Origin of the sequence: Rhizobium sp. SEMIA4064, assembly GCF_003025035.1 — a bacterium.
In the GTDB taxonomy this organism is placed as follows: domain Bacteria; phylum Pseudomonadota; class Alphaproteobacteria; order Rhizobiales; family Rhizobiaceae; genus Rhizobium; species Rhizobium paranaense.
Genome location: NZ_PYJN01000016.1, coordinates 48703 through 72155 on the forward strand (window position 1 = coordinate 48703; position 23453 = coordinate 72155).

Here is a 23453-nt window from a genome sequence, read left to right on the forward strand (position 1 = left end):
GCAATCTAGGAAATTGTCATTATGACAAATTGGCTGCCTGACATATCCAGCGGAACCGCCCCGGTTTACATTCGCGTCGCCGATAGCATCGAGAATGCGATCACCCACGGCGTGCTGCCGCCGGGCACGAAGCTGCCGCCACAACGCAATCTCGCCTACGATATCGGGGTGACGATCGGCACGGTCAGTCGCGCCTATGCGCTCGTACATGAGCGCGGCCTTGTGGCCGGTGAAGTCGGGCGTGGCACCTATGTGCTGGAGCGCGCCAACGGCAAGCAGATCGAACCCATCGACCCGATTACGCAGGCGCTTGCCGGCACCCGCGGTCTCGAGATCCCCGGCGACAAGATCCGTTTCGATACGACGGCAGCCCCCGATATCGGCCAAGGCGAGATCATCGGCCAGCTCTTTGCCGATATCAGCCGCGATCATCGGGCGGAGATTTCCTCTTATTCACGAAACTTCCCGGCGAACTGGTTTCGCGCCGGCCAGGTCTGGCTTGCCCGCAATGGCTGGCAGCCGGCGATCGAAACGGTCGTGCCGACACTCGGCGCTCACGCCGCCGCCATCGCCGTCATCTCTGCGGTCACCTCGCCGGGCGACAAGATCGTTTTCGAGAACCTGACCTATACGCAAGTCAGCCGCGCTACCCGTCTTCTCGGCCGCCGCTCCATCCTGGTGGACTCCGATGAGCACGGCATTATCCCCGACGATTTCGAACGGCTTTGTCAGCAGCAGCATCCGCGCCTGGCCTTCCTGATGCCGACGGCGCACAATCCGACGCTGGTGACCATGCCGGAGGCGCGGCGCCGGGCAATCGCCGCCATAGCGCGCCGCCATAGCGTCTGGCTGATTGAAGACGATCTCTATGGGGGCATGACTGAAGATCCTAACCCGCTGATGGCGGACATTGCGCCGGAGCGCACGTTCCTCGTCAGTGGCCTGTCAAAATCGGTGACCGCCGGCGTGCGCGGCGGCTGGGTCGCCTGCCCGCAGCATTTCGCCCAACGCATCAAGGTCACCCATAAGATGACGACCGGCGGCCTGCCCTTCATCCTGGCTGAAACCTGTGCCCGGCTGGTGCTGAGCGGCCACGCGATGGCATTGCGGCGGCAGGCGGTCGAGGAAATTCGCGTTCGTGAGCAATTGGCGCGGGAAACACTGTCGGGCTTCGAATTCACCTCGCATCCGCATGTGCCGTTCCTGTGGCTGAAGCTGCCGGAACCCTGGCTTTCGGGTACGTTCAAGAATGCCGCCCTTGCCGAGGGCGTCCTCGTCGACGACGAGGACGAGTTCAAGGCCGCCCGCACGGACAAGACCTATCACCGCGTTCGCGTCGCCTTTTCGTCACCACAACGCCGCGACGAGGTCGCAAGCGGGTTCATGACGTTACGTCATCTGCTGGAAAACGGGTCCGCGAGCTACGACAGCCACATATGATGGCTACCGGCCATCTCGGCCATTTATGACGTCACTGTTGCAGTTTCGCTGCAGTTTTTGCGAAATGCACTGTCATATATTTTGGCCTACTTTACCCCGACCTTAAGGATGTTACCACTTGGTTAACGACTGCGAATCGCTTGCCATCTGGGGGTTGGGTGCATGGCTTTTGACGCTATTTCTGGTAGCCGTTTTTGGACGTGTGCGATCACCTCTTTGGTAATGTTTGGTTCGGTTCTTATCGCTGAATCTGCTGCCGCCGCGGACATTGCGGACACAAAAGCAGCGACGGGCACCAAAATATTCGATGAGCTTCGCTTCGGCGCCAGCGGCTCCATCCAGACTGGACATGACCACGAAGCCGGCGTCTTTCCGGAAGTCGAAGTGCTGTTCAATCCCTTCGGCTATGATCCGACAGACGGTTGGAAAGATCAACTTCTGCGCCCGCGCATTCACCTGGGCACCTCGATCGGCACCACGGATACCGCAGCGACGCAAGTCTTTACCGGCCTTTCTTGGACACTTACCCACAGTAACGGCATCTTCACGGAAGCCGGTTTCGGCGGCACCGTGCACACCGGCAATCTCGACGATTGGACCAAAGACGGCCCGATGCTCGGCTGTCGTCTGCTTTTCCACGAATATGCAGGGGTCGGCTACAATTTCGACAATCATTGGAGCCTCATGGCGCAAGTGGCGCATTCTTCGCATGCCAATCTCTGCGATGGGCCGAATGCCGGCATGACGCGAGCCGGGCTGCTGGTGGGCTACAAGTTCTGATCGCCAGGCAGCAATTGAAAATAGCGATGCCCGCTCTTCACCCATTGTGAATGGCGGGCATTTTCCTGTCGCACGACGGGTTCACATGCGCTAAAGAGACCTCGATCCCCTGACCGGCCTTCAAACCCTTTACAGGCAAGGACCATCGAGCGCCCATGACCATTTCCAATTCGATCCAGATCACCCCCGAACTGATTGCCGCCCACGGCCTGAAGCCGGATGAATATCAGCGCATTCTGGATCTGATCGGCCGCGAGCCTTCCTTTACCGAACTCGGCATCTTCTCGGCCATGTGGAACGAGCACTGCTCGTATAAATCCTCGAAGAAATGGCTTCGCACCTTGCCGACCACGGGTCCGCGCGTCATTCAAGGCCCTGGCGAAAATGCCGGCGTAGTCGACATCGATGACGGCGACTGCGTCGTCTTCAAGATGGAGAGCCACAACCATCCCTCCTATATCGAGCCCTATCAGGGTGCTGCGACCGGCGTCGGCGGCATTCTGCGCGACGTCTTCACCATGGGCGCGCGCCCGATTGCGGCGATGAACGCTCTGCGCTTCGGTGAGCCGGATCATCCGAAAACCCGTCACCTCGTCTCCGGCGTTGTCGCTGGCGTCGGCGGCTACGGCAACTCCTTCGGCGTGCCGACCGTTGGCGGCGAAGTCGAATTCGACGCGCGCTACAACGGCAACATTCTGGTCAACGCCTTTGCTGCTGGCCTTGCGAAGTCCAATGCCATATTCTTGTCTGAAGCCAAAGGCGTCGGCCTGCCGGTCGTCTATCTCGGCGCCAAGACCGGCCGCGACGGCGTCGGTGGCGCGACGATGGCATCGGCCGAATTCGATGAATCGATCGAAGAGAAGCGCCCGACCGTTCAGGTTGGCGACCCCTTCACCGAAAAGTGCCTGCTGGAGGCCTGCCTGGAGCTGATGCAGACGGGCGCTGTAATCGCCATCCAGGATATGGGTGCGGCCGGCCTCACCTGCTCGGCTGTCGAAATGGGCGCCAAGGGCGACCTCGGCATCGAGCTCGATCTCGACAAGGTGCCGGTGCGCGAAGAGCACATGACGGCCTATGAGATGATGCTGTCGGAAAGCCAGGAGCGCATGCTCATGGTGTTGCAGCCGGAAAAGGAAGCCGTCGCCAAGGCGATCTTCGTCAAATGGGGCCTGGATTTCGCCATCGTCGGCAAGACGACGGACGATCTGCGTTTCCGCGTTATCCATCAGGGCGAGGAAGTCGCCAATTTGCCGATCAAGGATCTTGGCGACCAGGCACCGGAATATGATCGCCCATGGCGCGAATCCGACAAGCGTGCCGACCTGCCTGCCAATCTCGTCGCCGCCCCTGAGGATTACGGCCAGGCGCTGTTGACGCTCGTCGGTTCGCCCAATCAATCCAGCCGCCGCTGGGTTTACGAACAATACGACACGCTGATCCAGGGCAATTCCCTGCAGATTCCGGGCGGTGACGCCGGCGTCGTTCGCGTCGAAGGCCATCCCACCAAGGCACTCGCCTTTTCCTCGGACGTGACGCCGCGCTATGTCGAAGCCGATCCGTTCGAAGGTGGCAAGCAGGCCGTCGCCGAGTGCTGGCGCAACATCACGGCGACGGGCGCCGAGCCGCTGGCCGCGACCGACAACCTGAACTTCGGCAATCCGGAAAAGCCGGAGATCATGGGCCAGTTCGTCGGCGCCATCAAAGGCATCGGCGAAGCCTGCCGGGCGCTGGACTTCCCGATCGTCTCGGGCAATGTCTCGCTTTATAACGAGACCAACGGCGTTGCGATCCTCCCGACGCCGACGATCGCCGGTGTCGGGCTTCTGCCGGATTGGAAGGCGATGACGCGTATCGGCTCGGCTTCGGAAGGCGACCGGATCATCATGTTCGGCGTAGACGGCAGCCATCTCGGCTCCTCGGTCTACCTGCGCGATATCCTCGGCTCAACGGACGGCCCCGCCCCGGAAGTCGATCTCTTTGCAGAGCGTCGTAACGGCGATTTCGTCCGTTCGGCTATCCGCAACGGTCAGATCAACGCCTGCCACGACATTTCCTCGGGCGGCCTTGCGGTGGCGCTCGCCGAAATGGCAATGGCGTCGGACAAGGGATTGCACATCGATCTCGCTGAATCCAAGGGCCTGCCCCATGCCATCCTCTTCGGCGAGGACCAGGCGCGCTATGTCGTGGCCGTGCCTGCCGACGTCGCCGATTTCGTCTGCATCAATGCGGAAAGCGCTGGCGTGCCGTTCCGTCGCCTTGGCACGGTTGAGGGCGATAAGCTTGCCGTCGAGGGACTGCTATCCGTTTCCGTTGAGCAGTTGCGCGAGGCGCATGAATCGTGGTTTCCTGCCTTCATGGATGGCAGTGCACTCGCCGCTGCCGAATGAAGTGAGGTAAATCACTAATGCCAATGAATCCCGGCGATATTGAAGACATGATCAAGGCCGGCATTCCCGGCGCCAAGGTGACGATTCGCGACCTGGCCGGGGATGGCGACCACTATGCGGCCGAAGTCGTGGCCGAAGCCTTCCGCGGCAAGAGCCGCGTGCAGCAACACCAGATGGTCTATGACGCGCTTAAGGGAAATATGGGCGGCGTGCTGCACGCCCTGGCGCTACAGACCTCAGCGCCCGACTGAGGAAAGCCGGGCGTTTTCGTTGTCATTGCCAGCTCCGAAAGTCCGATCTGGCATATTGGCCTGGGTGAATGTTGCAAAGCTCGAAGCCGGCAGCGGGCTGGCCGTCAAAAGCGTGAAATCGAAGGGAGCTCGGACATCCGGTCCGAGCACATATTGCCTGTGCACGCGCAGGAAATCCCGCCTGATCTTGGCGTAGTGCTGCGACGTCAGCATCTTCTTGAAGCGAACGAATATGATCGTGGGCTGCAGCCCTCCCGCATGTCCGCAAACAGTGGCAACCTTCGCCTTGTAGAAATGGATTGCATCGGTCAGGCAATGGACGTCGAGCCAAAAGATATCCTGGCAGCGGGCCAGCAGACCAACACGCGAGCGCAGCACTGCGGCGGGCCGCAGCAATGCACATTGCAGGATAGCGCTGCCGAGCGTCGTGAACACAACGCGCTTGCCTTGAAACAGCTCAGGTTCCCGTTCGAGCAGTAGTCCGATCACATGGGCTGCAACGCTGGAGCCCATGCTGTGCGATGAAATCACATATTCGTCGGCCGGTTCGTCAAGTGCCTGACGGGCGCTGATGGCGCAGGCTTCAATCCACTGCTCGGCGCCAATACCGTTCAATCCCGCCATAGCGACGGCCATTTCCCAGTCGGCAAAGAGGTGCAGCGTATGCAGCTTCTCGGCCTGCGGCAGGAAGACATAGAGGAAGAAGGCCACCGCCAAGGGGATGCTGCCGATATGGCTCCAGGAGGGAAGGCCGAACGCAAAGGGTGCGAGAGCGATGGACAGGCTGGTAAGCAGCCCGACCAGCATCAGCAAAAACGGAAAGATGAAGAACAGGCCGAAGCGCCAGGCATGCCGAAAATACCCTGTTAAACCGCCTGACAACGCGACCTTGGCCGCGGCCAGATAACCCTGCCCCATCCGCACGGAAAAAGGCCTGCCATTCAGCCTGGCGACTAGATCGTTATGATCGAGGATATGAATGCGGCTCTCGGTTTGCCAGTCCGCGCCCTTGGTATTGACGTCGAAATACGGCGCCCTTCCGAAATTTCGAAGTGTGTCGACAGCTACCGAAAAATCCCATGCAGCGGCACTTTGTTTGGCGGAGCGCTCGTAACGCGCCCTATGCGCCGCTGCATCCAATGGTTCAAAACCGGGGAAGTGAAGGACCACCCTCTTCTTTATACTATTCATTTTGTTCTTAATTCCCGGCGGGTTACATAGGATGCTGTCAACACCATGACCTGTCGGCTTTTTCATGGCAGTCTATCGTGAAAGCTGTGCGGGAGGTTCCCACGATATGGTTAAGGAATCTCCGATATCAGCAATCTCTTCCGGCATAGGGCGAGAGGTCGGAGCAGGAATCGCTCGACGGAGCAGTCATGACCTTCTGAATAGTCGCAGCCTGGGCCTGCTGCGTTGGCGTTGTGGACCCGTGATAACCGAAAGCGAAGCTGAGAACCAAGACGATGATGCTGACGGAGATGGCGCTGTTCAGCATCGATGCTCTGGGGGGACGAACATGCTCGTAATACTCCCGTTCGCCTTCACTCGTTTCACTGGCGCCATAAAATTCGCGCTCTTCGCCGACCTGGCCGTCGGAATAGTGATGATGGCTCATGGTGCCCACTCCCTCAAAAATGCATGTCAAAAAAAGGGACTGGTATCCGTCACGCCGCCTTCGTCGGCATGAATCAACATTTCCCACCCCCGGCAAAAATAGGCCCGCGGCACGATACTAAGCGTCCCTTGTTTCTTGCTATGTGTGTTGTTCAGCTTCCACGTTGAAGGTGCGATTTCAAAACGCACTGTTCAAAAAAAGTCGCTAATTCCCGAGTTGCGCCATTATTCGGAACCATTGTTGCGCGAAAGCCCATTCATGCGATGAAAAACATCGCGGGTGCATGATTGCGGCTGGAAATCGAACCTTCACCTTGCTATTTAAGGATAAGATTTGAAGCTGCGGACCTTGAACCCGCATGTGAAAGGACGAGACATGAGCGGCATTAACGAATTCATCGACAACGAAGTGAAGAGCAACGACGTCGTTCTCTTCATGAAGGGTACTCCGCAGTTCCCGCAGTGTGGTTTCTCGGGCCAGGTGGTCCAGATCCTCGACTATATCGGTGTCGACTATAAGGGCATCAATGTTCTGGCCGATTCGGAAATTCGCCAGGGCATCAAGGACTATTCCAATTGGCCCACCATCCCGCAGCTCTACGTGAAGGGCGAATTCATCGGCGGTTGTGACATCGTGCGCGAAATGTTCCAGGCGGGCGAGCTGCAGCAGCATCTTCAGGAAAACGGCATCAGCGTGCGCGGCGCCGCCTGACCGGTCACCGGGCACTTTCGTCCGGTTTCCATAGTCCAATTCAGTTGATAAGGCGCTGCCGCCGGGCGGCGCCTTGATATGTTTATGGGAATAAAACCGTGACGACTACATCCCAGGCTACGGCCCAGGGGCAATTGCCCATGGGTAAACGCGAGTTCATTGTGCTCGCGGCCTTCCTGATGGCGGTCAATTCGCTGGCCATCGACATCATGATCCCCGCCCTGCAGCAAATCGGCTCCAGTCTCGGCGTGGAAAACGAAAACCACCGGCAGTATGTCGTAACCGCCTATCTGATCGGTTTCGGCTCTGCGCAGCTTTTCTACGGCCCGCTATCTGACCGCTTCGGCCGCCGCGTGCCGCTGCTGATCGGCCTTGCCGTCTACATCATCTCCGCCTTCGGCATTGCGCTGATCCCGTCCTTTGCAGGCCTGCTTGCCTTGCGCTTCATCCAGGGCCTGGGCTCGGCTGCAACGCGCGTCATCACCATCTCGATCGTCCGTGACGTTTTCGGCGGCCGTCAGATGGCCGAGGTCATGTCGCTGATCATGATGGTCTTCATGATCGTACCGGTCATCGCGCCGGGAAGCGGGCAGGTCATCATGCTGATGAGCACCTGGCACATGATCTTCGTCTTCATAGGCACTATGGCGACGCTTGTCGGCATCTGGATGTATTTCCGACTGCCGGAAACGCTCAAGCCGGAGAATGTCCGCCCGCTTACCGTAAAATCGGTCATTTCCGGCTTCGGCATGGTTCTGACGAACCGCGTCGCCCTGTGCTACACGATCGCCAACACCTTCTTGTTCGGGGCGCTGTTCGGCTTCATCAATTCGGCGCAGCAGGTCTATAACGACATTTACGGGCTTGGCGTCTACACACCCCTTGCCTTCGGCGGCGTCGCGCTGTTCATGGCGCTGTCCTCCTTCATAAATTCGCAACTCGTCGGGCGCTTCGGCATGCGGCGGCTGTCGCATGCCGCTCTCATCGGCTTCGCAACCATCACCTTCCTTTGGCTAATGGTGCAGATCTATGGCCCGGCGCCGATGCCCTTCCCGCTGTTCATGATCCTCTTCGCGCTGGCCATGTTCCAGTTCGGATGGATCGGCTCGAACTTCAACTCGCTCGCCATGGAGCCATTAGGCCATGTCGCCGGCACCGCTTCTTCGGTGCTTGGTTTCATGAGCACGGTCGGCGGCGCCTCGATCGGCGCGGCGATCGGTCAGCTCTACGACGGGACGGCAACGCCGATGATCATCGGCTATTTCACGGTCTCGCTAGTCGGCATCGGCTTCGTGCTCATCGCCGAGAAGGGGCGCCTCTTTAGGCCGCAGAATGCGCCCCCGCCCTCCGACCAGTCCCTCGCCCTTCACTGACAGGCATTTTGACATGAACCCGACCCAAACAAAGCCCGCGGAGCAATCCGGCTCCGCCCGCATCGGCCTCGGCATCGTCGAATTCATCATCATCATTGCGCTGATGACGGCGAGCATCTCGATGGGCATAGACAGCATGTTGCCGGCCCTGCCGAATATCGGCCAGTCGCTGGCGGTCGCCAATCCCAATGACACGCAATTGGTCATCGGTGTCTATTTCCTCGGCTTCGGTATCTGCCAGCTATTTTTCGGCAGCCTGTCCGATGCCTATGGCCGGCGGAATATCCTCCTCGGCGGCCTCATCTTCTATACCGTAACGCTGTTTGCTGCCGCTTGGAGCGGCAGCCTTACGACGTTGCTCGTGTTGCGCTTCATCCAGGGCGTCGGGGCTGCCGCCGTTCGGATCACCACCTTGGCGATCGTCCGCGATTGCTTCGGCGGCCGCGAAATGGCGCGAGTCATGTCCTATGTCACCATCGTTTTCATGATCATGCCGATGGTCGCCCCTTCCGTCGGTCAGTTGATCGTTGCCCATTCGAACTGGCAATGGATCTTCATTGCGCTGGGTATCGCAAGCGCCGCTCTCTTCCTTATCGCGTTCTTTCGCATGAAGGAAACCTTGCCTGACAATGAGCGCCTGCCGCTCTCCATCAGTTCGGTGATGTCCGGCTTCAAAACAGTCCTGACCAACCGCGTCACCTGCGGCTACATGCTCGGTTTGACGCTCTTTACCGGCGTCATCTGCGCCTATGTGGTCTCGGTTCAGCAGGTCTTCGGCGAAGTCTATGGTCTCGGCGATTGGTTTCCGATCGCTTTTGCAGCAACGGCGGGAGGCACTGCGGTTGCTCAGTTTGCCAACGGCTATTTCGTTCGCAGCTACGGTATGCGGCGCATCTCCCATGTCGCGATGATCATCTTCACCGTTCTCGGCGCCTTCGGTTATGTCGCTGGCACGGCGGGGCTGCCGAGCTTCCTGTTCACCTATATTCTGATCTCGGTGATGTTGATGATGTTTGCGGTCATCACCACCAATTTCATGGCCATCAGTCTGGAGCCGATGGGTCATCTGGCGGGCACGGCTGCAGCAATTACCAGCTCCGTTTCCACCACCGGCGGCGTATTGCTCGGCGGCATCGTCGGTCAGATGTTCGATGGAACCGTCCAGCCGCTGATTGCCGGCCTCACGATTTTCGGGGCCTTGACGATTGTTGCCACGCTATGGGCGGAAAAGGGCAAGCTCTTTACTCATCCGGGCGACAGCCCGCAGCTTGAGCCTGGCATGGGGCATGTTTGAGCAACAGTCTCTCAACGCGGCGTCAGATGTCGCCGCGTTGGCGCTTAACCCAGCGAATGCCGGCAAGAACCGCTAGACCCAATAGCGGCCAGATCACCCAGGGTGTGCCGTGCCATGATAGAAAGTTGACACCGACGAGGCCGGCGCCGACCACCGCGAAAGTGGCAAGGCGGCGATCAAACTGCGTATTCGTCCGCGCCCAGCGAAGCCCGGCGGCCATCGTTATGCCAAGCACTGGCCACGCCGCCCAAAACTCGCCGTGCCATGTGAGAATATTGAGCGCCACCAGACCCGCAGCGATCACCGCAAGCACGCCGTAACTGCGCTCACCTCGCACAGCGGCTTCCACGATGGTCGTGGGCGTACTGGGAGCTTGTTCTCGGACGCTGCGAGGATGTGTCGGTGATGAATCCGTTTGAGATGCGCCAATCCGCACCGCATAGCTCGGTACGCCGCCGTCGATGTTCTTGACCTCCAGTTGGCCGAGAAAATCGAAGCCTACTGCCACCTTGTTACGGACCTGGTCGTAGACCGTATTCGAAATGACAATGCCGCCGGCGACTGCACATGCCTGAAGGCGGGCGGCGATGTTGACACCATCGCCATAGATGTCGTTGCCTTCGGCGATGACGTCGCCAAGGTTGAGACCGATGCGGAAGAGCATCTGCGTATCGGAGTCGCTGCTGGCATTATAGCCGGCAAGTTCGTTTTGTACGTCGATTGCCGCGCGCAAGGCCTCGACAACGCTGGGGAATTCGGCAAATACCCCGTCACCCCAGGTGTTGATCACCCGGCCGCCGTGCGCTTCGATCAGTCGCGCCATGGCGTCGCGATAGCGTTTCAGCGTCGCGAGCGTGCCTTCCTCGTCGTTCCGCATCAAGCGCGTATAGTCTTGAACGTCGGCGGAGAAGATGGTGGTCAGCTTGCGGCTCGTTTCGGTCATCTAGCTTGTCCCAGCCGGAGATCCCGCCAAACGGCGGTTGCATAGCGTGAGTGAACATAATGTTCCGCTGACGACTTTCCAAGTGGGAACACCGCTATCTCAAACGGTGAAAACCTCTCGCCTCAACACGTCCCATGATGCCCTGTCCGGTGCAATCAACAGGCCGCCCTCGACATGATGCGGCAGATAGGGCGAGCCATCGAGGCGCCTGGGGTATGCGCCCGCCTCCTCCGAGATCAGGGTGCCAGCCAAATGATCCCAAGGCATCAGCTTGTTATACATGAGATAATGGACGTGCCCGCCGGCAAAGGTGCGGTATTCATGGGCCGCGCAGCGGTAGTTGGTGAGAAAGCGAACCTTGGCGAGATTGCCCATGATCTCCGCACGCTTGCCCTTCGGCAGGTAACCGGTGGAGGCCATGCCGACCATGTCTTCCAGTGCAACCGGCGTTGCCACGGAGAGGCGCTGCGCCTCGCCATCCGGCCGTCGGAGCCAGGCCCCGCTGCCCTTTTCCGCCAGCACCCAATCGTCACCCATTGGGTCGAAGATGATGCCGGCCACTGTCTCACCCTTGGAGATCACCGAAGCCATGACGCCGAATGCGGGGATGCCGGAGGCGAAATTGAAGGTGCCGTCGACGGGATCGACGATGATGGCCAGCTCCGCCCCGGATATCTTATCGATCAGCGCGGGGTCTGCGGCAACCGACTCTTCGCCGATGAAAAGCGCGCCCGGCCAAAGCTGTTTGGCCTCCGCCTTGATCATCCGCTCGGCCTGCTCATCCGCTTCGGTCACGAGATCGGTCGCCTCGCTCTTGGCGCGGACATCGTCACTGCCGAGTCTGCGAAAACGTGGCAGAATTTCCGCCTGCGCTGCACGGCGCAAAAGCTCGGCCAGGGTCGTAATGTCAACGGGCGATGTCATGATGCAATCCTTTCCAATCAGCCAATGATCTCGCGGCGGATCATCCGCCAGCTTTCCTCATCAGGTGCCAAAATAATGCCGCCCGTCGTTTCAGCGGGAAGATAAGGCGTGCCGTCGAATTTTGCGGCAAAGCCGCCAGCCTCCTGATGAATGAGCACGCCAGCGAGATGATCCCAGGGCATCAGCCTCGCGTGACCAATGAAGTGGATCCTGCCCGACGCAATCAACCAATATTCATAGGCCGAACAATTCAGCGAAAAAGGCATGCGTATCTTCGCCATATTGGTGCTGATGCGCGAACGATCCGGCTCGTCCAAATAGAGCCAGGATATCAAGCCCGCCATCTGGCTCAACGGTACGACCGGAGCAACCGCGAGCCGGCTCACCTGCCCTCCCCGTCGCCGCAAATAGGCGCCGGCACCACGTATGGCGGTGACCGTATCCCCAAGCACGGAATCATGGATGATACCGGCAATCGTCTCGCCCTTGGCGACAACGGCGAGGATCGTTCCGAAAAGAGGCGAACCGGATGCAAAATTGAAGGTTCCGTCTACGGGATCGATGACAAAGGCGAGTTCCGCATCCGCCAACGCCGGCACGACCGACTTGTCGGCCTCGTAGGCTTCCTCCCCCACGATGAGTGCGTCGGGAAAGCGCGCTTTCAGCGCCGCTGTGATATGTTTTTCCGCCAACAGATCAGCTTGCGTCACCACATCGATGGCCGAGGTTTTTTCGGAAATACCACCAACGCCCAGATTGCGGAAGCGCGGCAGGATTTCCTGCGCCGCAGCCTCTGCTACTGTTGCCATCAGATATTCGAAGTCTAAATCGGAGAGCGTCATCGGTGGCCTTTGTCTGAAGAGGGAGCCCCTCTTATGCCCGATTCGATGACGCCGATGTGGCAAAAGCTCAGCTTTTAGCGACTGCCTAAGCCCGCGCCTGCCGTGCTGCGTCTATATAAAGATCCAAGGTCTGACCCAGCCGCCGATACATCATGTTATCAAAGGCTTCGTGTCCACCGCCACGTTGCTCCTCTTCCAGAGCGGCAATGTAGGCAGGGCGATCTTCGGGTCGGATGGCTATAGGCGGAAATCCGGCTCTAAGCAGCACCAAATTCATCAGCAGCCGGGCGGTACGCCCGTTGCCGTCGTTAAAAGGATGGATGCGGACCAATTGCCGATGTGCTCTGAACGCTGTTTCCGGCGAATTCTCCGCATGTCCGAGCCAGCGGCAGAAATCACCCATCAATGCCACAACTTCGGTCGGTGACGGAAAATGATGCGCACCAGCATCCGTGTTGACGTAACGGGCACGATCCGCATAGCGGCCGGCGATCTCGGGCTTTGATTGGGCGACCACCAAATGGTGGAGATTGCGTATGTCCGCCTCCGTGATCGGTCCGCTGCCGTCGGCGGAAATCTCGACCACCCAATCCAATGCCCGCGCGTGGTCGATGGCCTCCAGATGGTCCTTGAGCGGCTTTCCGCCGACGGTGATGCCCTTTTCAATGACCAGAGCCGTCTCGCCCGCAGTCAGGGTGTTTCCTTCGATCGCGTTCGATGTGTACGTAATGTCGATCCGCTGCGCATGTTCCAGACCGTCCAACCCGCCCACGACCATGTTTCGCTTGAGTTGATCAAGCTCATGCTTTTTGGCGAGAAGTTGCTCCGCGTCTTGGGACGGCGTCATGACGGACTGCTTTCGAATTTCGACGATCCGATTGTAGGTTAGACGGAAAAAGCGCCGAGAACCATCGCCTTATCTATTCCGGCTTCGCAGTCATCAGCGCAGCAAAATCAAACAGCTTGGGGTCCAGCAGATGCGACGGGTTCACATGCGCCAGCGCCCGCAGCATCGTATCCTTGCGGCCGGGCATGCTACGTTCGATATCGGCCAGCATGTCCTTCATCGCATTGCGCTGCAGACCGTCCTGCGAACCGCAGAGATCGCAGGGGATGATCGGAAACTGCATGGCGGCGGCAAACTTGGCGAGATCGTCTTCGGCGGCATAGGCGAGCGGACGCAGCACCATCAGGTCGCCCTCGTCGTTCAAGAGCTTCGCCGGCATCGAGGCCAGCCGACCGCCGTGGAAGAAATTCATGAAGAAGGTTTCGAGGATATCCTCACGATGATGACCGAGCACCAGGGCGTCACAGCCCTCTTCACGGGCGATGCGATAAAGATTGCCGCGGCGCAGGCGCGAACAGAGTGAGCAATAGGTGGCGCCCTCCGGCACCTTTTCCTTCACGATCGAATAGGTGTCGCGATATTCGATCCGGTGTTCGACACCGATCTTCGTCAGATACTCCGGCAGTATATGCTTCGGGAAATTCGGCTGCCCCTGATCGAGATTGCAGGCGATCAACTCGACCGGCAGCAGGCCGCGCCATTTGAGATCGAGCAGGATAGACAGCAACCCATAGGAATCCTTACCGCCGGACAGACCGACGAGCCAACGCTTCTGGCCCTTCAGCATCTGGAAATCTTCGAGCGCCTGACGCACCTGACGCAGCAGGCGCTTGCGCAGCTTATTGAAGGAGACCGACCGCGGCGCGTCGGCAAACAGCGGATGGACGGCACCATGGCCATCCTCGGCTTCGATATCGAGCTCGTCCGCTACCGTCGTTGCGATATTCATCTTGTCATACCTCGGGCTTCGCCACGCTGATACCAGAAAGCAAGGCGGGAAGACACCATATCAATCACCGAAGACCGACCATCCGGTACGTGCGGCGAGCATTTCCAGCGCCACCGCACCAAGCTGCGAATTGCCGACCTTGTTCAGCCCCGGCGACCAGACCGCGATCGAACCGATACCCGGCGCCACCGCGAGAATGCCGCCACCGACGCCGCTCTTGCCGGGCAAGCCGACATGATAGGCGAAATCGCCGGAGCCGTCATAATGGCCGCATGTCAGCATCAGCGCATTGATGCGTCGCGCCCTCTTCGGCGATACGACGGAATGGCCGGTGATCGGATTGGTGCCGCGAGCCGCGAGATAAAGGCCCGCCTTGGCCAGTTGCTCGCAACTCATCGACAGAGCGCATTGATGGAAATAGACGCCGAGTACGTGCTCCACAGGATGATCGAGATTGCCATAGGCGCGCATGAAATTGGCGAGCGCGACGTTACGGTAACCGGTCTGCGTCTCCGAGCGCGCCACCTTATCGTCAATGGTGATCGACTCGTCGTCGGCGACGTAGCGCACGAAGCGCAACAACTCACCGATCGCCTCCCGTGGCGCATGGCCGGAGAGCACGATATCGCTGACGGCGATCGCACCGGCATTGATGAAGGGATTGCGCGGAATTCCCTCCTCCCGCTCAAGCTGGACGATAGAATTGAAGGCCGTACCGGAAGGTTCGCGCCCGACGCGCTTCCATAGGCTTTCACCCACCTTGCCAAGCGCCAAGGTCAGCATGAAGACCTTGGAAATGCTCTGAATGGAAAAGGGAATATCGGCGTCGCCGATGCTGCGGACATTGCCGTCCACCGTCGCGATCGCCATTCCGAACTGGTTCGGATCGACCTTGGCGAGCTCCGGAATATAGTCGGCGACCTTGCCTTCGCCGAGGCGCGGCAAAAGCTCCGCATGGATGCTGTCGAGAATTGCCTGCAAATCGCTCATCGGCCGCTCCAAAGACAAAAAAGCCGCTCGAAAAGAGCGGCTTTTGCATTCGTAAGAAGATATCCGCCTATTAACGCGAATAGAATTCGACGACCAGATGCGGTTCCATGACGACCGGATACGGTACATCGCCGAGGGCCGGAACGCGAGCGAAGGTCGCAACCATCTTATTGTGGTCGGCTTCGACGTAGTCCGGAACGTCACGCTCAGCGAGGCTAACAGCTTCCAGAACGGTCACGAGCTGCTTCGACTTTTCGCGAACTTCGATAACGTCGCCGGCCTTGCAGCGGTAAGAACCGATGTTGACGCGAACGCCGTTCACCGTGACGTGGCCATGGTTGACGAACTGACGGGCAGCGAAAACGGTCGGAACGAACTTGGCGCGGTAGACGATCGCGTCGAGGCGCGATTCGAGCAGGCCGATCAGGTTTTCCGAAGTGTCGCCCTTGCGGCGGTTAGCTTCATCGAAGATGGCACGGAACTGCTTTTCACGCAGGTCGCCGTAGTAGCCCTTCAGCTTCTGCTTTGCGCGGAGCTGCACGCCGAAGTCGGAGAGCTTGCCCTTGCGGCGCTGGCCGTGCTGGCCCGGGCCGTATTCGCGGCGGTTGACCGGAGACTTCGGACGGCCCCAGATGTTTTCGCCCATACGGCGGTCAATTTTGTATTTGGACGATTCGCGCTTGCTCATCGCATTTCCTTTCAAAGTGTTGTAGCGGCCCGTTGCCGAACCGCGAAGGAAACACGCCCTCCTCTGAACCCCTTTTGCGAGCTCTGACAGGTTTCTCACGTTAGCGAACGGACGAAACCACGGGACATGTCAAATGAAACACCGGACATTTCTGCCCGGCGTTGGCGCGGTCTCTAAGGGGTCGTCATGAAAATGTCAACAGCGCCAAACGCGCTTTGCGGAGAATACGACAGTTATTCCGCCGCCGCCTGCTCCCCGCCATGGACGTCGGGCGCATTGGCGTCACCCGGCGTAGTCTGGCAGCCGATGTCCGGGAATGCGACGATGCGCTTGCCGGAAAAATCCGTGTGGACGACGACGCTGCCCTGTTCTTCGAAATAGCTGAGCAGGCGCCGGGCGCGACGGGCCGAGTGGGTGCCGTAGGCACGGGCTATGCGGGCGTCGGAGGGGCATGGCTCGCCACAAACGGCCGCCTTGGCAAGCAGCAGGAAGACGCCCTGGAGATCGTCGGTGACACCGGAGGAGAGCGACAGAGCTGTCGCCCAGGCGTCAGTCGCCATCGTCGCCTCATCGGCACCAGAGCGTACGATGGCAACGCGGCGGCGAAACTCCGGCAGCGATATCGGCACACCCGGCACGCGACGCATACGCAGCCGGACAAGGAATTCCTGATAGAGCACTGAATCGGTGCGGAAGGCCGAGGCTGGATCATCGAGGATTTCGGAGAGTACGGCACTCACCCTCGCCTCGCGGTCCTCAGCCGACAATTCCGGCTGGCTCACCTTCGGTTCAGCCGGCGCAGCACTGGCAGCAGGCGCTGAGCGCGAGAGCTCCGCCAGAATATCCGTCGTCGGACGCGGTGCCGGCGTGGCGCGGCGAATGGCCGGCCGTGAGAATTCCTCCGGATCCGGCGTGAAGATCAAATCCTCCACATCCTGCGGCGCGTCCGGCAACGGCATCAGCTTGGGGCTAGAGGAGCGCGCCGAGGTTTCGACCGTGCCGATGGTGATTGGCAGCGGCCGACGCGACAGCGCCGGACCGAGCGCTACGAAATTGCCCCGCTTCAGGTCGCGGAACATTTCCGCCTGTCGTCGGTCCATGCCGAGCAGGTCGGCCGCACGGGCCATGTCGATATCCAGAAAGGTGCGGCCCATCAGGAAATTCGAGGCCTCGGCCGCAACGTTCTTGGCAAGCTTGGCGAGGCGTTGTGTGGCGATGACGCCGGCCAGTCCGCGCTTGCGGCCGCGGCACATCAGGTTGGTCATGGCGCCCAGCGACATCTTGCGCGCATCTTCCGAGACGTCGCCGCCGACCGAGGGGGCAAACATCTGCGCCTCGTCGACGACGACGAGCACTGGATACCAATATTCGCGATCGGCATCGAACATGCCGTTCAAGAAGGCGGCGGCGGCACGCATCTGTTGCTCGATGTCGAGCCCTTCCAGCGTCAGAACGCAGGAGACGCGATGCTGGCGGATGCGGTTGGCGATCCCGGCAAGTTCAGCCTCGGTGCGCTCGCCATCCACCACCAGATGGCCGAACTTGTCAGCCAGCGTGACGAAATCCCCCTCGGGATCGATGATGACCTGCTGCACCCATTGCGCCGATTGCTCCAGCAGACGCCGCAACAGATGCGATTTTCCGGAACCGGAATTGCCCTGCACGAGGAGACGCGTTGCCAGCAGTTCCTCGATATCGAGTTGGGCGCTGGTCCCGCCGGACGCCGTTCCCATGTCGATGCCGACCTGCAATGCACTACCCCTTTGACAAGACTCAGATGTGAAGGCGCCCATCTTTCAGAAACGGGGCACCTCCGTCTATCAAAGATTTCCAGGCTTCGCGCCCGTGGATTGAAAAAACCCACAGGCGATTGCTGATATCAGCGGAACCGAATATTGGCCCGCGACAGCTCGCTGACCGAGGTGCATCCCATCAGCTTCATGTCGCGCTCGATCTCGGTGCGCAAATGCCGTAGCGCGCGCTCCACACCCGCCTGACCGGCAGCGGCCAGCGGATAGAGATAGAAGCGGCCGATACCGACAGCCTTTGCGCCGAGCGACAGGGCCTTCAGGACATGCGTGCCGCGTTGGATGCCGCCATCCATCATCACATCGATGCGGTCACCGACGGCATCGGCGATCTCCGCTAGTTGGTCGAAGGCGGAGCGCGAGCCGTCCAATTGCCGGCCGCCATGGTTCGAAAGCACGATGCCCGTGCATCCGATATCGACCGCACGCTTGGCGTCCTCCACCGACATGATGCCCTTCAGGCAGAACTGCCCGTTCCAGTGCTTCACCATTTCGGCGACATCGTTCCAGTTCATCGACGGATCAAGCATCTCGGTGAAATACTTGCCGATCGACATGGCGCCGCCGCTCATGTCCACATGCTCCTCGAGCTGTGGCAGGCGGAATTTCTCGTGCGTGAGATAGTTCAGCGCCCAGGCAGGCTTGATGGCGAACTGGGTGACACCAGCCAGATTGAGCTTGAACGGAATGGAGAATCCGGTGCGAAGATCACGCTCGCGATTGCCGCCGGTAATGCTGTCGACCGTCAGCATCATTACGTTGACGCCGGCATCCTTCGCGCGCTCCATCATCGCGCGGTTCAGCCCGCGATCCCTGTGGAAATAGAACTGGTAAACCTGGGGCCCCGGATACTTCTTGCGGATTTCTTCGAGGCTGACGGTGCCGAGCGACGAAACGCCGAACATTGTGCCGAGCGAAGAGGCTGCGGCTGCAACCGCATTCTCGCCCTCATGATGGAACAGCCGCTGCAACGCCGTCGGCGAGCAATAGAAGGGGGTAGCGAGCTTTTGTCCCATGACGGTGACAGACATGTCGATCTCGCTGACGCCGCGCAGGACGTTGGGAACGAGATCGCAGCTTTCGAAGCTCGACGTATTTCGCCGCAGCGTCACTTCGTCGTCGGCTGCGCCGTCGATATAGTTGAAGATCGGGCCGGGAAGACGCTTTTTCGCGAGAAGGCGAAAATCATGGAAGTTGTGGCAATCACGCAGACGCATGGCTTGCCTCGACAACGACACTGCAATCATTCTCAAAAGACATCAAATATCGACCTCCCAATAGTCCGCCGCTCAGTCCGATCGTGAATTACATCCGGTGCAAGCGTGCTTCCCACTTGTAAAGCACATCCGGCTCCTTTTCCTCATTGCCTGCCCCGTCAGACTCGTCAACTGCGAAGAAGCCGTGTTTCTCGTAAAAGCGGCGTGAAGGCTCATTTCTCTTGAATGTCCAGAGCGATAGAACTGGATAGGTCGATTTTGCGATATCGAGCAGGCGGCTGCCGATGCCACGTCCCTGCGCCTCGGGCAGAACATAAAGCTGGTCGATCCAATCCTCGAGAAAGGCGATGACGCCGACGAGGCGGCCACCCTCTTCCGCACCCCAGATTTGGCAATCCTTGAAGACCACCGCCCTCCAGAAGCCGACATCCTCTTCCGGCGTGTGAAGTCCGGCAAGCGTCGGCAGCCGCTCGTTGAAGGAAGCGCGGTGGACGGCCGCAGCCGCCGGCATGTCCGCGAGATCGAGTTTACGCAACGAAACCTTGTCAGTCATCATCAAGCCTTGAGCCCAAAACCCTGCATCAGCCGGCGGGTGGGGAAATCCGGCGCACCGGAGGTGAAGACGGCAAAATCGAAATTGTCTGGATGCACGGCATCGGCCACCTGCTGCACCAGGCTGCGGGCACGGCGTGCGATCGCTTCGGCAGGATCGAGCCAATCGACCGGCCAGGGCGCCAGCCGGCGGAAGATATTGGCCATGAAGGGATAGTGCGTACAGGCGAGCACGACGATATCGGTCTTCCGCCCTTCCTTCTCGACGAAACACTGGTCGATTTCGGAGCGAACGGCATCATCCGAGACGGCATCGCCACGAATATAGGCTTCGGCCATGCGCGCCAGATTCTCGGAACCGACCAGACGGACATGGCATTGGGTCGCAAAGGACTGGATGAGATCGCGCGTGTAGGCCCGTTTGACAGTGCCCGGCGTCGCCAATACCGAAACCAGCCCCGAGCGCGTGCGCTCTGCAGCCGGTTTAATCGCCGGCACGGTGCCCACAAAGGTCATCTGCGGAAAGGCGGCGCGCAGATCGGCGCCCGCGAGCGTGAAGGCCGTGTTGCAGGCGATAATGCAGATTTCGGGATCGTGGTCCGTGAGTAGCTTGGCGAAGAGGCTGACGATGCGCTCCCGCAAGGCCTGTTCTTCCCAGCCGCCGTAGGGAAAGCCGGCATCGTCGGCGACATAGATGAAACCACGCTCCGGCATCAGCACACGGGCTTCCCGCAGCACGGTCAGCCCGCCGATGCCCGAATCGAAGATTAGAATGGGTTTCAGCTCATTCGCCGTTGCTGTCATCGCTTGTGGTTTCCTTGGGCGCAGCAGAGGATCGGGGGTGCGAGCCGCTGCCGCGCGGAGATTTGCGCGAGAAGCGGTCGAGGGACGAGATCACACCGCGCAGGACGCTGATTTCCTGTTCCGTAAACGCCCGGCGCGAGAGGACTGCGCGCAGATTGTCGACCATTTTCGGCTTTTTCCCGGCAGGATGGAAATAGTTGCGCGCATCCAATGCTTCTTCGAGTTGATCGAACAGGCCGAAGAGCTGCTCCTTGGTGGAAGGCCGCTGTCCCACCGCCTGGAAGGGCACGGCTCCCAGATCCTCCATGCCGGATTTCATCCACTCATAGGACATCAGCAGCACCGCTTGTGCGATGTTCAGCGAGGCGAAAGCGGGGTTGACGGGAAAGGTCACGATCTCGTCGGCAAGCGCCACTTCTTCGTTGGTCAGCCCCCAGCGCTCGCGGCCGAAGAGAATGCCGGTGCCCTCGCCGGCTGAAAATCTCGCCCGCAGCGTTTCGGCGGCGGCGACCGGAGAGCGCACGGGCTTATAGCCATCGCGTTCACGCGCGGTCGTGGCGTAGACGAAATTGAGATCGGCGATCGCCTGCTCCAGCGTGTCGTAGACTTTGGTCGCCTCGATGATGTGATCGGCCTTGGAGGCGGTCGCCTGCGCCCTCTCATTCGGCCAGCCGTCGCGCGGATTGACGAGGCGCAATTCCGCCAGGCCGAAATTTGCCATGGCGCGGGCCACCATGCCGATATTCTCGCCCATCTGCGGCTCGACCAGAATAATGGCCGGCCCTTCGGCTAGAAGTTGACGCTCGCTATTGGTACCTGCCATGAACTCAAATCCCCAGGCGGTAAGCATACCGCTCAAACAAGGGCCGGAATAGCGGCGCGAGCCTCAATCGGCAAGGGAGAAGTCGGTTATCGGCACCGATTGGGCCGTGGCTGTAGTCGGCAATGCCGCTATCGTCCGGCGAGATAAGGCCCCGCCGGCGATAAGCTGATCATTGCGGCTGGTCCTGCTGTGGCGTCTGATCCGTCGGCTGCTGTTGCTGCTGCTTGACGATGTCCTGCATGACCGACTTCAGCGAATTGGTTTGGCCGGCATCATCGACCGTGATGATGTCATCGATGACGGGCTTTCCAGCCTCCTTAATGACTTCGAAGCGCACGGTGGTCGTTTTCTGGTAGTCAGCTTCGGTGCCCATACAGACGGATTTCTTGAAGGTGGCGATCACCTCCGTCGTGTCGCCTTTCGGCGGTTGCGGGGCAATGTTCAGCTCCTGCAATGGGCATGCATCCTGTCCGCCGACGATGACATCATAATCGAAGGGCGAAATACCGTCTTCATCGGCAGCGGGGAACTGTGCCGCCGCCTGGTATTTCGCAATGAAATCCTTGCTATAGAGATCCTTCAGCTTGCTCTCGTCGAAAATATCCTGCCAGTCGCTGTCACCACCTGCCCAATTGGACACGGTCGCATCCATCACCGTCTTGACCGGCGTCATCGCGTCGGCTGCCGCGGCCGAATTGGCGCCTAGCGAGAGCGGAAGGAAGACGGCGAGAAGCGCGGCAGCGGCAATTTTTTGCATGATAAAAATCCGTGATGATCGGCGAAGCGTTCGCGCGACATTAGTCGCATCCAGCACTTTGGCAATGGCCCGGACCTGAAAAGCATGCATCGCGATGAAGTGGGCGTGATCGGCAAAAACGCCGTTTCAGCGCCTCTATCGGCTTTGCGTTCCGGACTTGCGGTGCTATAGCCCTCGGGACTTCATATCACTCACTGGGACATCCGGTCCCCATCAGCTTAAACGAGGCAGAAGCATGAAGAAGATCAAGGTCGCAAACCCAGTTGCCGATCTCGATGGCGACGAAATGACTCGCATCATCTGGCAGCTTATCAAAGAAAAACTGATCTTCCCCTACCTCGATATCGATATCGACTATTATGACCTCTCGGTCGAAAACCGCGACGCCACCAACGACCAGGTGACCGTCGACGCCGCCAACGCCATCAAGAAGTACGGCGTCGGCATCAAGTGCGCCACGATCACGCCGGATGAAGCCCGCGTGAAGGAATTCAACCTCAAGGAAATGTGGAAGAGCCCGAACGGCACGATCCGCAACATCCTCGGCGGCGTCATCTTCCGTGAGCCGATCATCTGCAAGAACGTTCCGCGCCTGGTTCCGGGCTGGACGCAGCCGATCGTCGTCGGCCGTCACGCTTTCGGTGACCAGTATCGCGCCACCGACTTCAAATTCCCCGGCAAGGGCAAGCTGACCATCAAGTTCGTCGGCGAAGACGGCTCGGTCATCGAGAAGGAAGTCTTCAACGCTCCGGGCGCCGGCGTTGCCATGGCCATGTACAACCTCGACGAATCGATCCGCGAATTCGCCCGCGCCTCGATGATGTACGGCCTGATGCGCAAATGGCCGGTCTACCTGTCGACCAAGAACACCATCCTCAAGGCCTATGACGGCCGCTTCAAGGATATCTTCGAAGAAGTCTACCAGAACGAGTTCAAGGCTCAGTTCGACGAAGCCGGCATCACCTACGAGCATCGCCTGATCGACGACATGGTTGCCTCCGCCTTGAAGTGGTCCGGCGGCTACGTCTGGGCCTGCAAGAACTACGACGGCGACGTCCAGTCCGACACGGTTGCCCAGGGCTTCGGCTCGCTCGGCCTGATGACCTCGGTTCTCCTGACGCCGGACGGCAAGACGGTCGAAGCCGAAGCCGCACACGGCACGGTGACCCGTCACTACCGCCAGCACCAGAAGGGCCAGGAAACCTCGACGAACTCGATCGCCTCGATCTTCGCCTGGACCCGCGGTCTCGCGCATCGCGCCAAGCTCGACGACAATGCCGAACTCGCCAAGTTCGCTTCGACGCTCGAAAAGGTCTGCGTCGATACCGTCGAAGCCGGCTACATGACCAAGGACCTGGCGCTGCTGATCGGCCCCGACCAGCCGTGGCTTTCCACCACCGCTTTCCTCGACAAGATCGACGAAAACCTCAAGAAGGCCATGGCCGCTTAAGCCTC

At 59.7% G+C, this 23453-nt stretch carries 23 protein-coding genes; 8 read left to right on the forward strand and 15 right to left on the reverse strand.

Annotation, left to right across the window (positions count from 1 at the left end; all coding sequences use genetic code 11):
* The first annotated feature begins 21 nt into the window (after positions 1-21).
* The 4 genes from C9E91_RS10275 (at position 22) to C9E91_RS10290 (ending at position 4858) form a co-directional block, all read left to right on the forward strand.
* Entirely contained in the window at positions 22-1440 is a 1419-nt protein-coding gene (locus tag C9E91_RS10275; RefSeq protein WP_107108194.1) for an aminotransferase-like domain-containing protein, read from the forward strand.
* Positions 1441-1662: 222 nt separating this feature from the next.
* A complete protein-coding gene (locus C9E91_RS10280) occupies positions 1663-2220 on the forward strand; it encodes an acyloxyacyl hydrolase (RefSeq protein WP_107108195.1) in 558 nt (185 codons plus the stop codon).
* A gap of 155 nt (positions 2221-2375) precedes the next feature.
* On the forward strand, positions 2376-4607 hold the full coding sequence (gene purL / locus C9E91_RS10285; protein WP_107108196.1) for a phosphoribosylformylglycinamidine synthase subunit PurL: 2232 nt from the start codon (positions 2376-2378) through the stop codon (positions 4605-4607).
* A 17-nt stretch (positions 4608-4624) separates the two neighbouring features.
* Positions 4625-4858 (forward strand): BolA family protein, encoded by a 234-nt coding sequence (locus C9E91_RS10290; protein ID WP_004108912.1) that lies wholly within the window; start codon positions 4625-4627, stop codon positions 4856-4858.
* On the opposite strand, the gene C9E91_RS10295 is transcribed toward C9E91_RS10290, so the two are convergent.
* Both C9E91_RS10295 and C9E91_RS10300 read right to left on the reverse strand, forming a co-directional pair.
* Positions 4844-6049: a hypothetical protein gene (locus C9E91_RS10295; RefSeq protein ID WP_107108197.1), complete on the reverse strand. Its 1206-nt coding sequence runs from the start codon at positions 6047-6049 to the stop codon at positions 4844-4846. The two genes, C9E91_RS10290 and C9E91_RS10295, sit on opposite strands and share 15 nt — an antisense overlap.
* Positions 6050-6176: 127 nt before the next feature.
* Complete coding sequence (locus C9E91_RS10300) at positions 6177-6476, reverse strand: hypothetical protein (RefSeq protein WP_107108198.1); 300 nt, start codon at positions 6474-6476, stop codon at positions 6177-6179.
* 375 nt (positions 6477-6851) lie between these two features.
* Here C9E91_RS10300 and grxD point away from each other — a divergent pair, with 375 nt between their 5' ends.
* From grxD to C9E91_RS10315, 3 genes are all read left to right on the forward strand, one after another.
* Positions 6852-7187, forward strand: a complete 336-nt coding sequence (gene grxD / locus C9E91_RS10305; RefSeq protein WP_107108199.1) for a Grx4 family monothiol glutaredoxin — start codon at positions 6852-6854, stop codon at positions 7185-7187.
* A gap of 140 nt (positions 7188-7327) precedes the next feature.
* Entirely contained in the window at positions 7328-8560 is a 1233-nt protein-coding gene (locus C9E91_RS10310) for a multidrug effflux MFS transporter (RefSeq protein ID WP_107108200.1), read from the forward strand.
* 13 nt (positions 8561-8573) lie between these two features.
* Entirely contained in the window at positions 8574-9854 is a 1281-nt protein-coding gene (locus C9E91_RS10315) for a multidrug effflux MFS transporter (protein ID WP_107108201.1), read from the forward strand.
* 22 nt (positions 9855-9876) lie between these two features.
* On the opposite strand, the gene C9E91_RS10320 is transcribed toward C9E91_RS10315, so the two are convergent.
* The 13 genes from C9E91_RS10320 to C9E91_RS10380 form a co-directional block, all read right to left on the reverse strand.
* Positions 9877-10797, reverse strand: coding sequence for an adenylate/guanylate cyclase domain-containing protein (locus C9E91_RS10320; RefSeq protein WP_107108202.1), 921 nt, complete (start codon positions 10795-10797; stop codon positions 9877-9879).
* A 99-nt stretch (positions 10798-10896) separates the two neighbouring features.
* Complete coding sequence (locus tag C9E91_RS10325) at positions 10897-11721, reverse strand: inositol monophosphatase family protein (RefSeq protein WP_107108203.1); 825 nt, start codon at positions 11719-11721, stop codon at positions 10897-10899.
* A 17-nt stretch (positions 11722-11738) separates the two neighbouring features.
* Positions 11739-12563 (reverse strand): inositol monophosphatase family protein, encoded by an 825-nt coding sequence (locus tag C9E91_RS10330; RefSeq protein WP_107108204.1) that lies wholly within the window; start codon positions 12561-12563, stop codon positions 11739-11741.
* Between the two features lie 85 nt (positions 12564-12648).
* Positions 12649-13410 (reverse strand): Fic family protein, encoded by a 762-nt coding sequence (locus tag C9E91_RS10335; RefSeq protein WP_107108205.1) that lies wholly within the window; start codon positions 13408-13410, stop codon positions 12649-12651.
* Between the two features lie 73 nt (positions 13411-13483).
* Complete coding sequence (gene ttcA, locus C9E91_RS10340; RefSeq protein WP_107108206.1) at positions 13484-14359, reverse strand: tRNA 2-thiocytidine(32) synthetase TtcA; 876 nt, start codon at positions 14357-14359, stop codon at positions 13484-13486.
* A gap of 60 nt (positions 14360-14419) precedes the next feature.
* Entirely contained in the window at positions 14420-15349 is a 930-nt protein-coding gene (locus C9E91_RS10345) for a glutaminase (RefSeq protein ID WP_107108207.1), read from the reverse strand.
* Between the two features lie 70 nt (positions 15350-15419).
* Positions 15420-16037, reverse strand: coding sequence for a 30S ribosomal protein S4 (gene rpsD, locus C9E91_RS10350; RefSeq protein WP_107108208.1), 618 nt, complete (start codon positions 16035-16037; stop codon positions 15420-15422).
* A 233-nt stretch (positions 16038-16270) separates the two neighbouring features.
* The gene (locus tag C9E91_RS10355; protein WP_107108209.1) at positions 16271-17788 is read right to left on the reverse strand and encodes a helicase HerA domain-containing protein; all 1518 of its coding nucleotides are present in this window, start codon (positions 17786-17788) and stop codon (positions 16271-16273) included.
* A gap of 128 nt (positions 17789-17916) precedes the next feature.
* Positions 17917-19062 carry an alpha-hydroxy acid oxidase gene (locus C9E91_RS10360; protein WP_107108210.1) on the reverse strand — a complete coding sequence of 382 codons (1146 nt, stop codon included), beginning with the start codon at positions 19060-19062 and terminating at the stop codon, positions 17917-17919.
* Between the two features lie 88 nt (positions 19063-19150).
* On the reverse strand, positions 19151-19615 hold the full coding sequence (locus C9E91_RS10365; RefSeq protein WP_107108527.1) for a GNAT family N-acetyltransferase: 465 nt from the start codon (positions 19613-19615) through the stop codon (positions 19151-19153).
* Between the two features lie 2 nt (positions 19616-19617).
* Entirely contained in the window at positions 19618-20418 is an 801-nt protein-coding gene (gene murI / locus C9E91_RS10370; protein ID WP_107108211.1) for a glutamate racemase, read from the reverse strand.
* Positions 20399-21241 (reverse strand): RNA methyltransferase, encoded by an 843-nt coding sequence (locus tag C9E91_RS10375; RefSeq protein WP_107108212.1) that lies wholly within the window; start codon positions 21239-21241, stop codon positions 20399-20401. The genes murI and C9E91_RS10375 overlap by 20 nt, the downstream gene beginning before the upstream one ends.
* 169 nt (positions 21242-21410) lie before the next feature.
* Entirely contained in the window at positions 21411-21998 is a 588-nt protein-coding gene (locus C9E91_RS10380; RefSeq protein ID WP_107108213.1) for a hypothetical protein, read from the reverse strand.
* A 235-nt stretch (positions 21999-22233) separates the two neighbouring features.
* On the opposite strand from C9E91_RS10380, the gene C9E91_RS10385 reads away from it, so the two are divergent.
* Positions 22234-23448 (forward strand): NADP-dependent isocitrate dehydrogenase, encoded by a 1215-nt coding sequence (locus C9E91_RS10385; RefSeq protein WP_107108214.1) that lies wholly within the window; start codon positions 22234-22236, stop codon positions 23446-23448.
* Positions 23449-23453: the final 5 nt, after the last annotated feature.

Bases quoted from the DNA above. Each gene is read 5' to 3' on its own strand.
- C9E91_RS10315 (WP_107108201.1), top strand. From the start codon at position 8,574: ATGAACCCGACCCAAACAAAGCCCGCGGAGCAATCCGGCTCCGCCCGC.
- ttcA (WP_107108206.1), bottom strand. From the start codon at position 14,359: ATGAATATCGCAACGACGGTAGCGGACGAGCTCGATATCGAAGCCGAG.
- C9E91_RS10365 (WP_107108527.1), bottom strand. From the start codon at position 19,615: ATGACTGACAAGGTTTCGTTGCGTAAACTCGATCTCGCGGACATGCCG.
- C9E91_RS10360 (WP_107108210.1), bottom strand. From the start codon at position 19,062: ATGCGTCTGCGTGATTGCCACAACTTCCATGATTTTCGCCTTCTCGCG.
- C9E91_RS10280 (WP_107108195.1), top strand. From the start codon at position 1,663: ATGTTTGGTTCGGTTCTTATCGCTGAATCTGCTGCCGCCGCGGACATT.
- C9E91_RS10295 (WP_107108197.1), bottom strand. From the start codon at position 6,049: ATGAATAGTATAAAGAAGAGGGTGGTCCTTCACTTCCCCGGTTTTGAA.
- C9E91_RS10345 (WP_107108207.1), bottom strand. From the start codon at position 15,349: ATGAGCGATTTGCAGGCAATTCTCGACAGCATCCATGCGGAGCTTTTG.
- C9E91_RS10300 (WP_107108198.1), bottom strand. From the start codon at position 6,476: ATGAGCCATCATCACTATTCCGACGGCCAGGTCGGCGAAGAGCGCGAA.
- C9E91_RS10330 (WP_107108204.1), bottom strand. From the start codon at position 12,563: ATGACGCTCTCCGATTTAGACTTCGAATATCTGATGGCAACAGTAGCA.
- C9E91_RS10275 (WP_107108194.1), top strand. From the start codon at position 22: ATGACAAATTGGCTGCCTGACATATCCAGCGGAACCGCCCCGGTTTAC.
- C9E91_RS10310 (WP_107108200.1), top strand. From the start codon at position 7,328: ATGGGTAAACGCGAGTTCATTGTGCTCGCGGCCTTCCTGATGGCGGTC.
- C9E91_RS10380 (WP_107108213.1), bottom strand. From the start codon at position 21,998: ATGCAAAAAATTGCCGCTGCCGCGCTTCTCGCCGTCTTCCTTCCGCTC.
- C9E91_RS10335 (WP_107108205.1), bottom strand. From the start codon at position 13,410: ATGACGCCGTCCCAAGACGCGGAGCAACTTCTCGCCAAAAAGCATGAG.
- C9E91_RS10320 (WP_107108202.1), bottom strand. From the start codon at position 10,797: ATGACCGAAACGAGCCGCAAGCTGACCACCATCTTCTCCGCCGACGTT.
- purL (WP_107108196.1), top strand. From the start codon at position 2,376: ATGACCATTTCCAATTCGATCCAGATCACCCCCGAACTGATTGCCGCC.
- murI (WP_107108211.1), bottom strand. From the start codon at position 20,418: ATGACAGCAACGGCGAATGAGCTGAAACCCATTCTAATCTTCGATTCG.
- C9E91_RS10290 (WP_004108912.1), top strand. From the start codon at position 4,625: ATGCCAATGAATCCCGGCGATATTGAAGACATGATCAAGGCCGGCATT.
- C9E91_RS10385 (WP_107108214.1), top strand. From the start codon at position 22,234: ATGAAGAAGATCAAGGTCGCAAACCCAGTTGCCGATCTCGATGGCGAC.
- grxD (WP_107108199.1), top strand. From the start codon at position 6,852: ATGAGCGGCATTAACGAATTCATCGACAACGAAGTGAAGAGCAACGAC.
- C9E91_RS10375 (WP_107108212.1), bottom strand. From the start codon at position 21,241: ATGGCAGGTACCAATAGCGAGCGTCAACTTCTAGCCGAAGGGCCGGCC.
- rpsD (WP_107108208.1), bottom strand. From the start codon at position 16,037: ATGAGCAAGCGCGAATCGTCCAAATACAAAATTGACCGCCGTATGGGC.
- C9E91_RS10325 (WP_107108203.1), bottom strand. From the start codon at position 11,721: ATGACATCGCCCGTTGACATTACGACCCTGGCCGAGCTTTTGCGCCGT.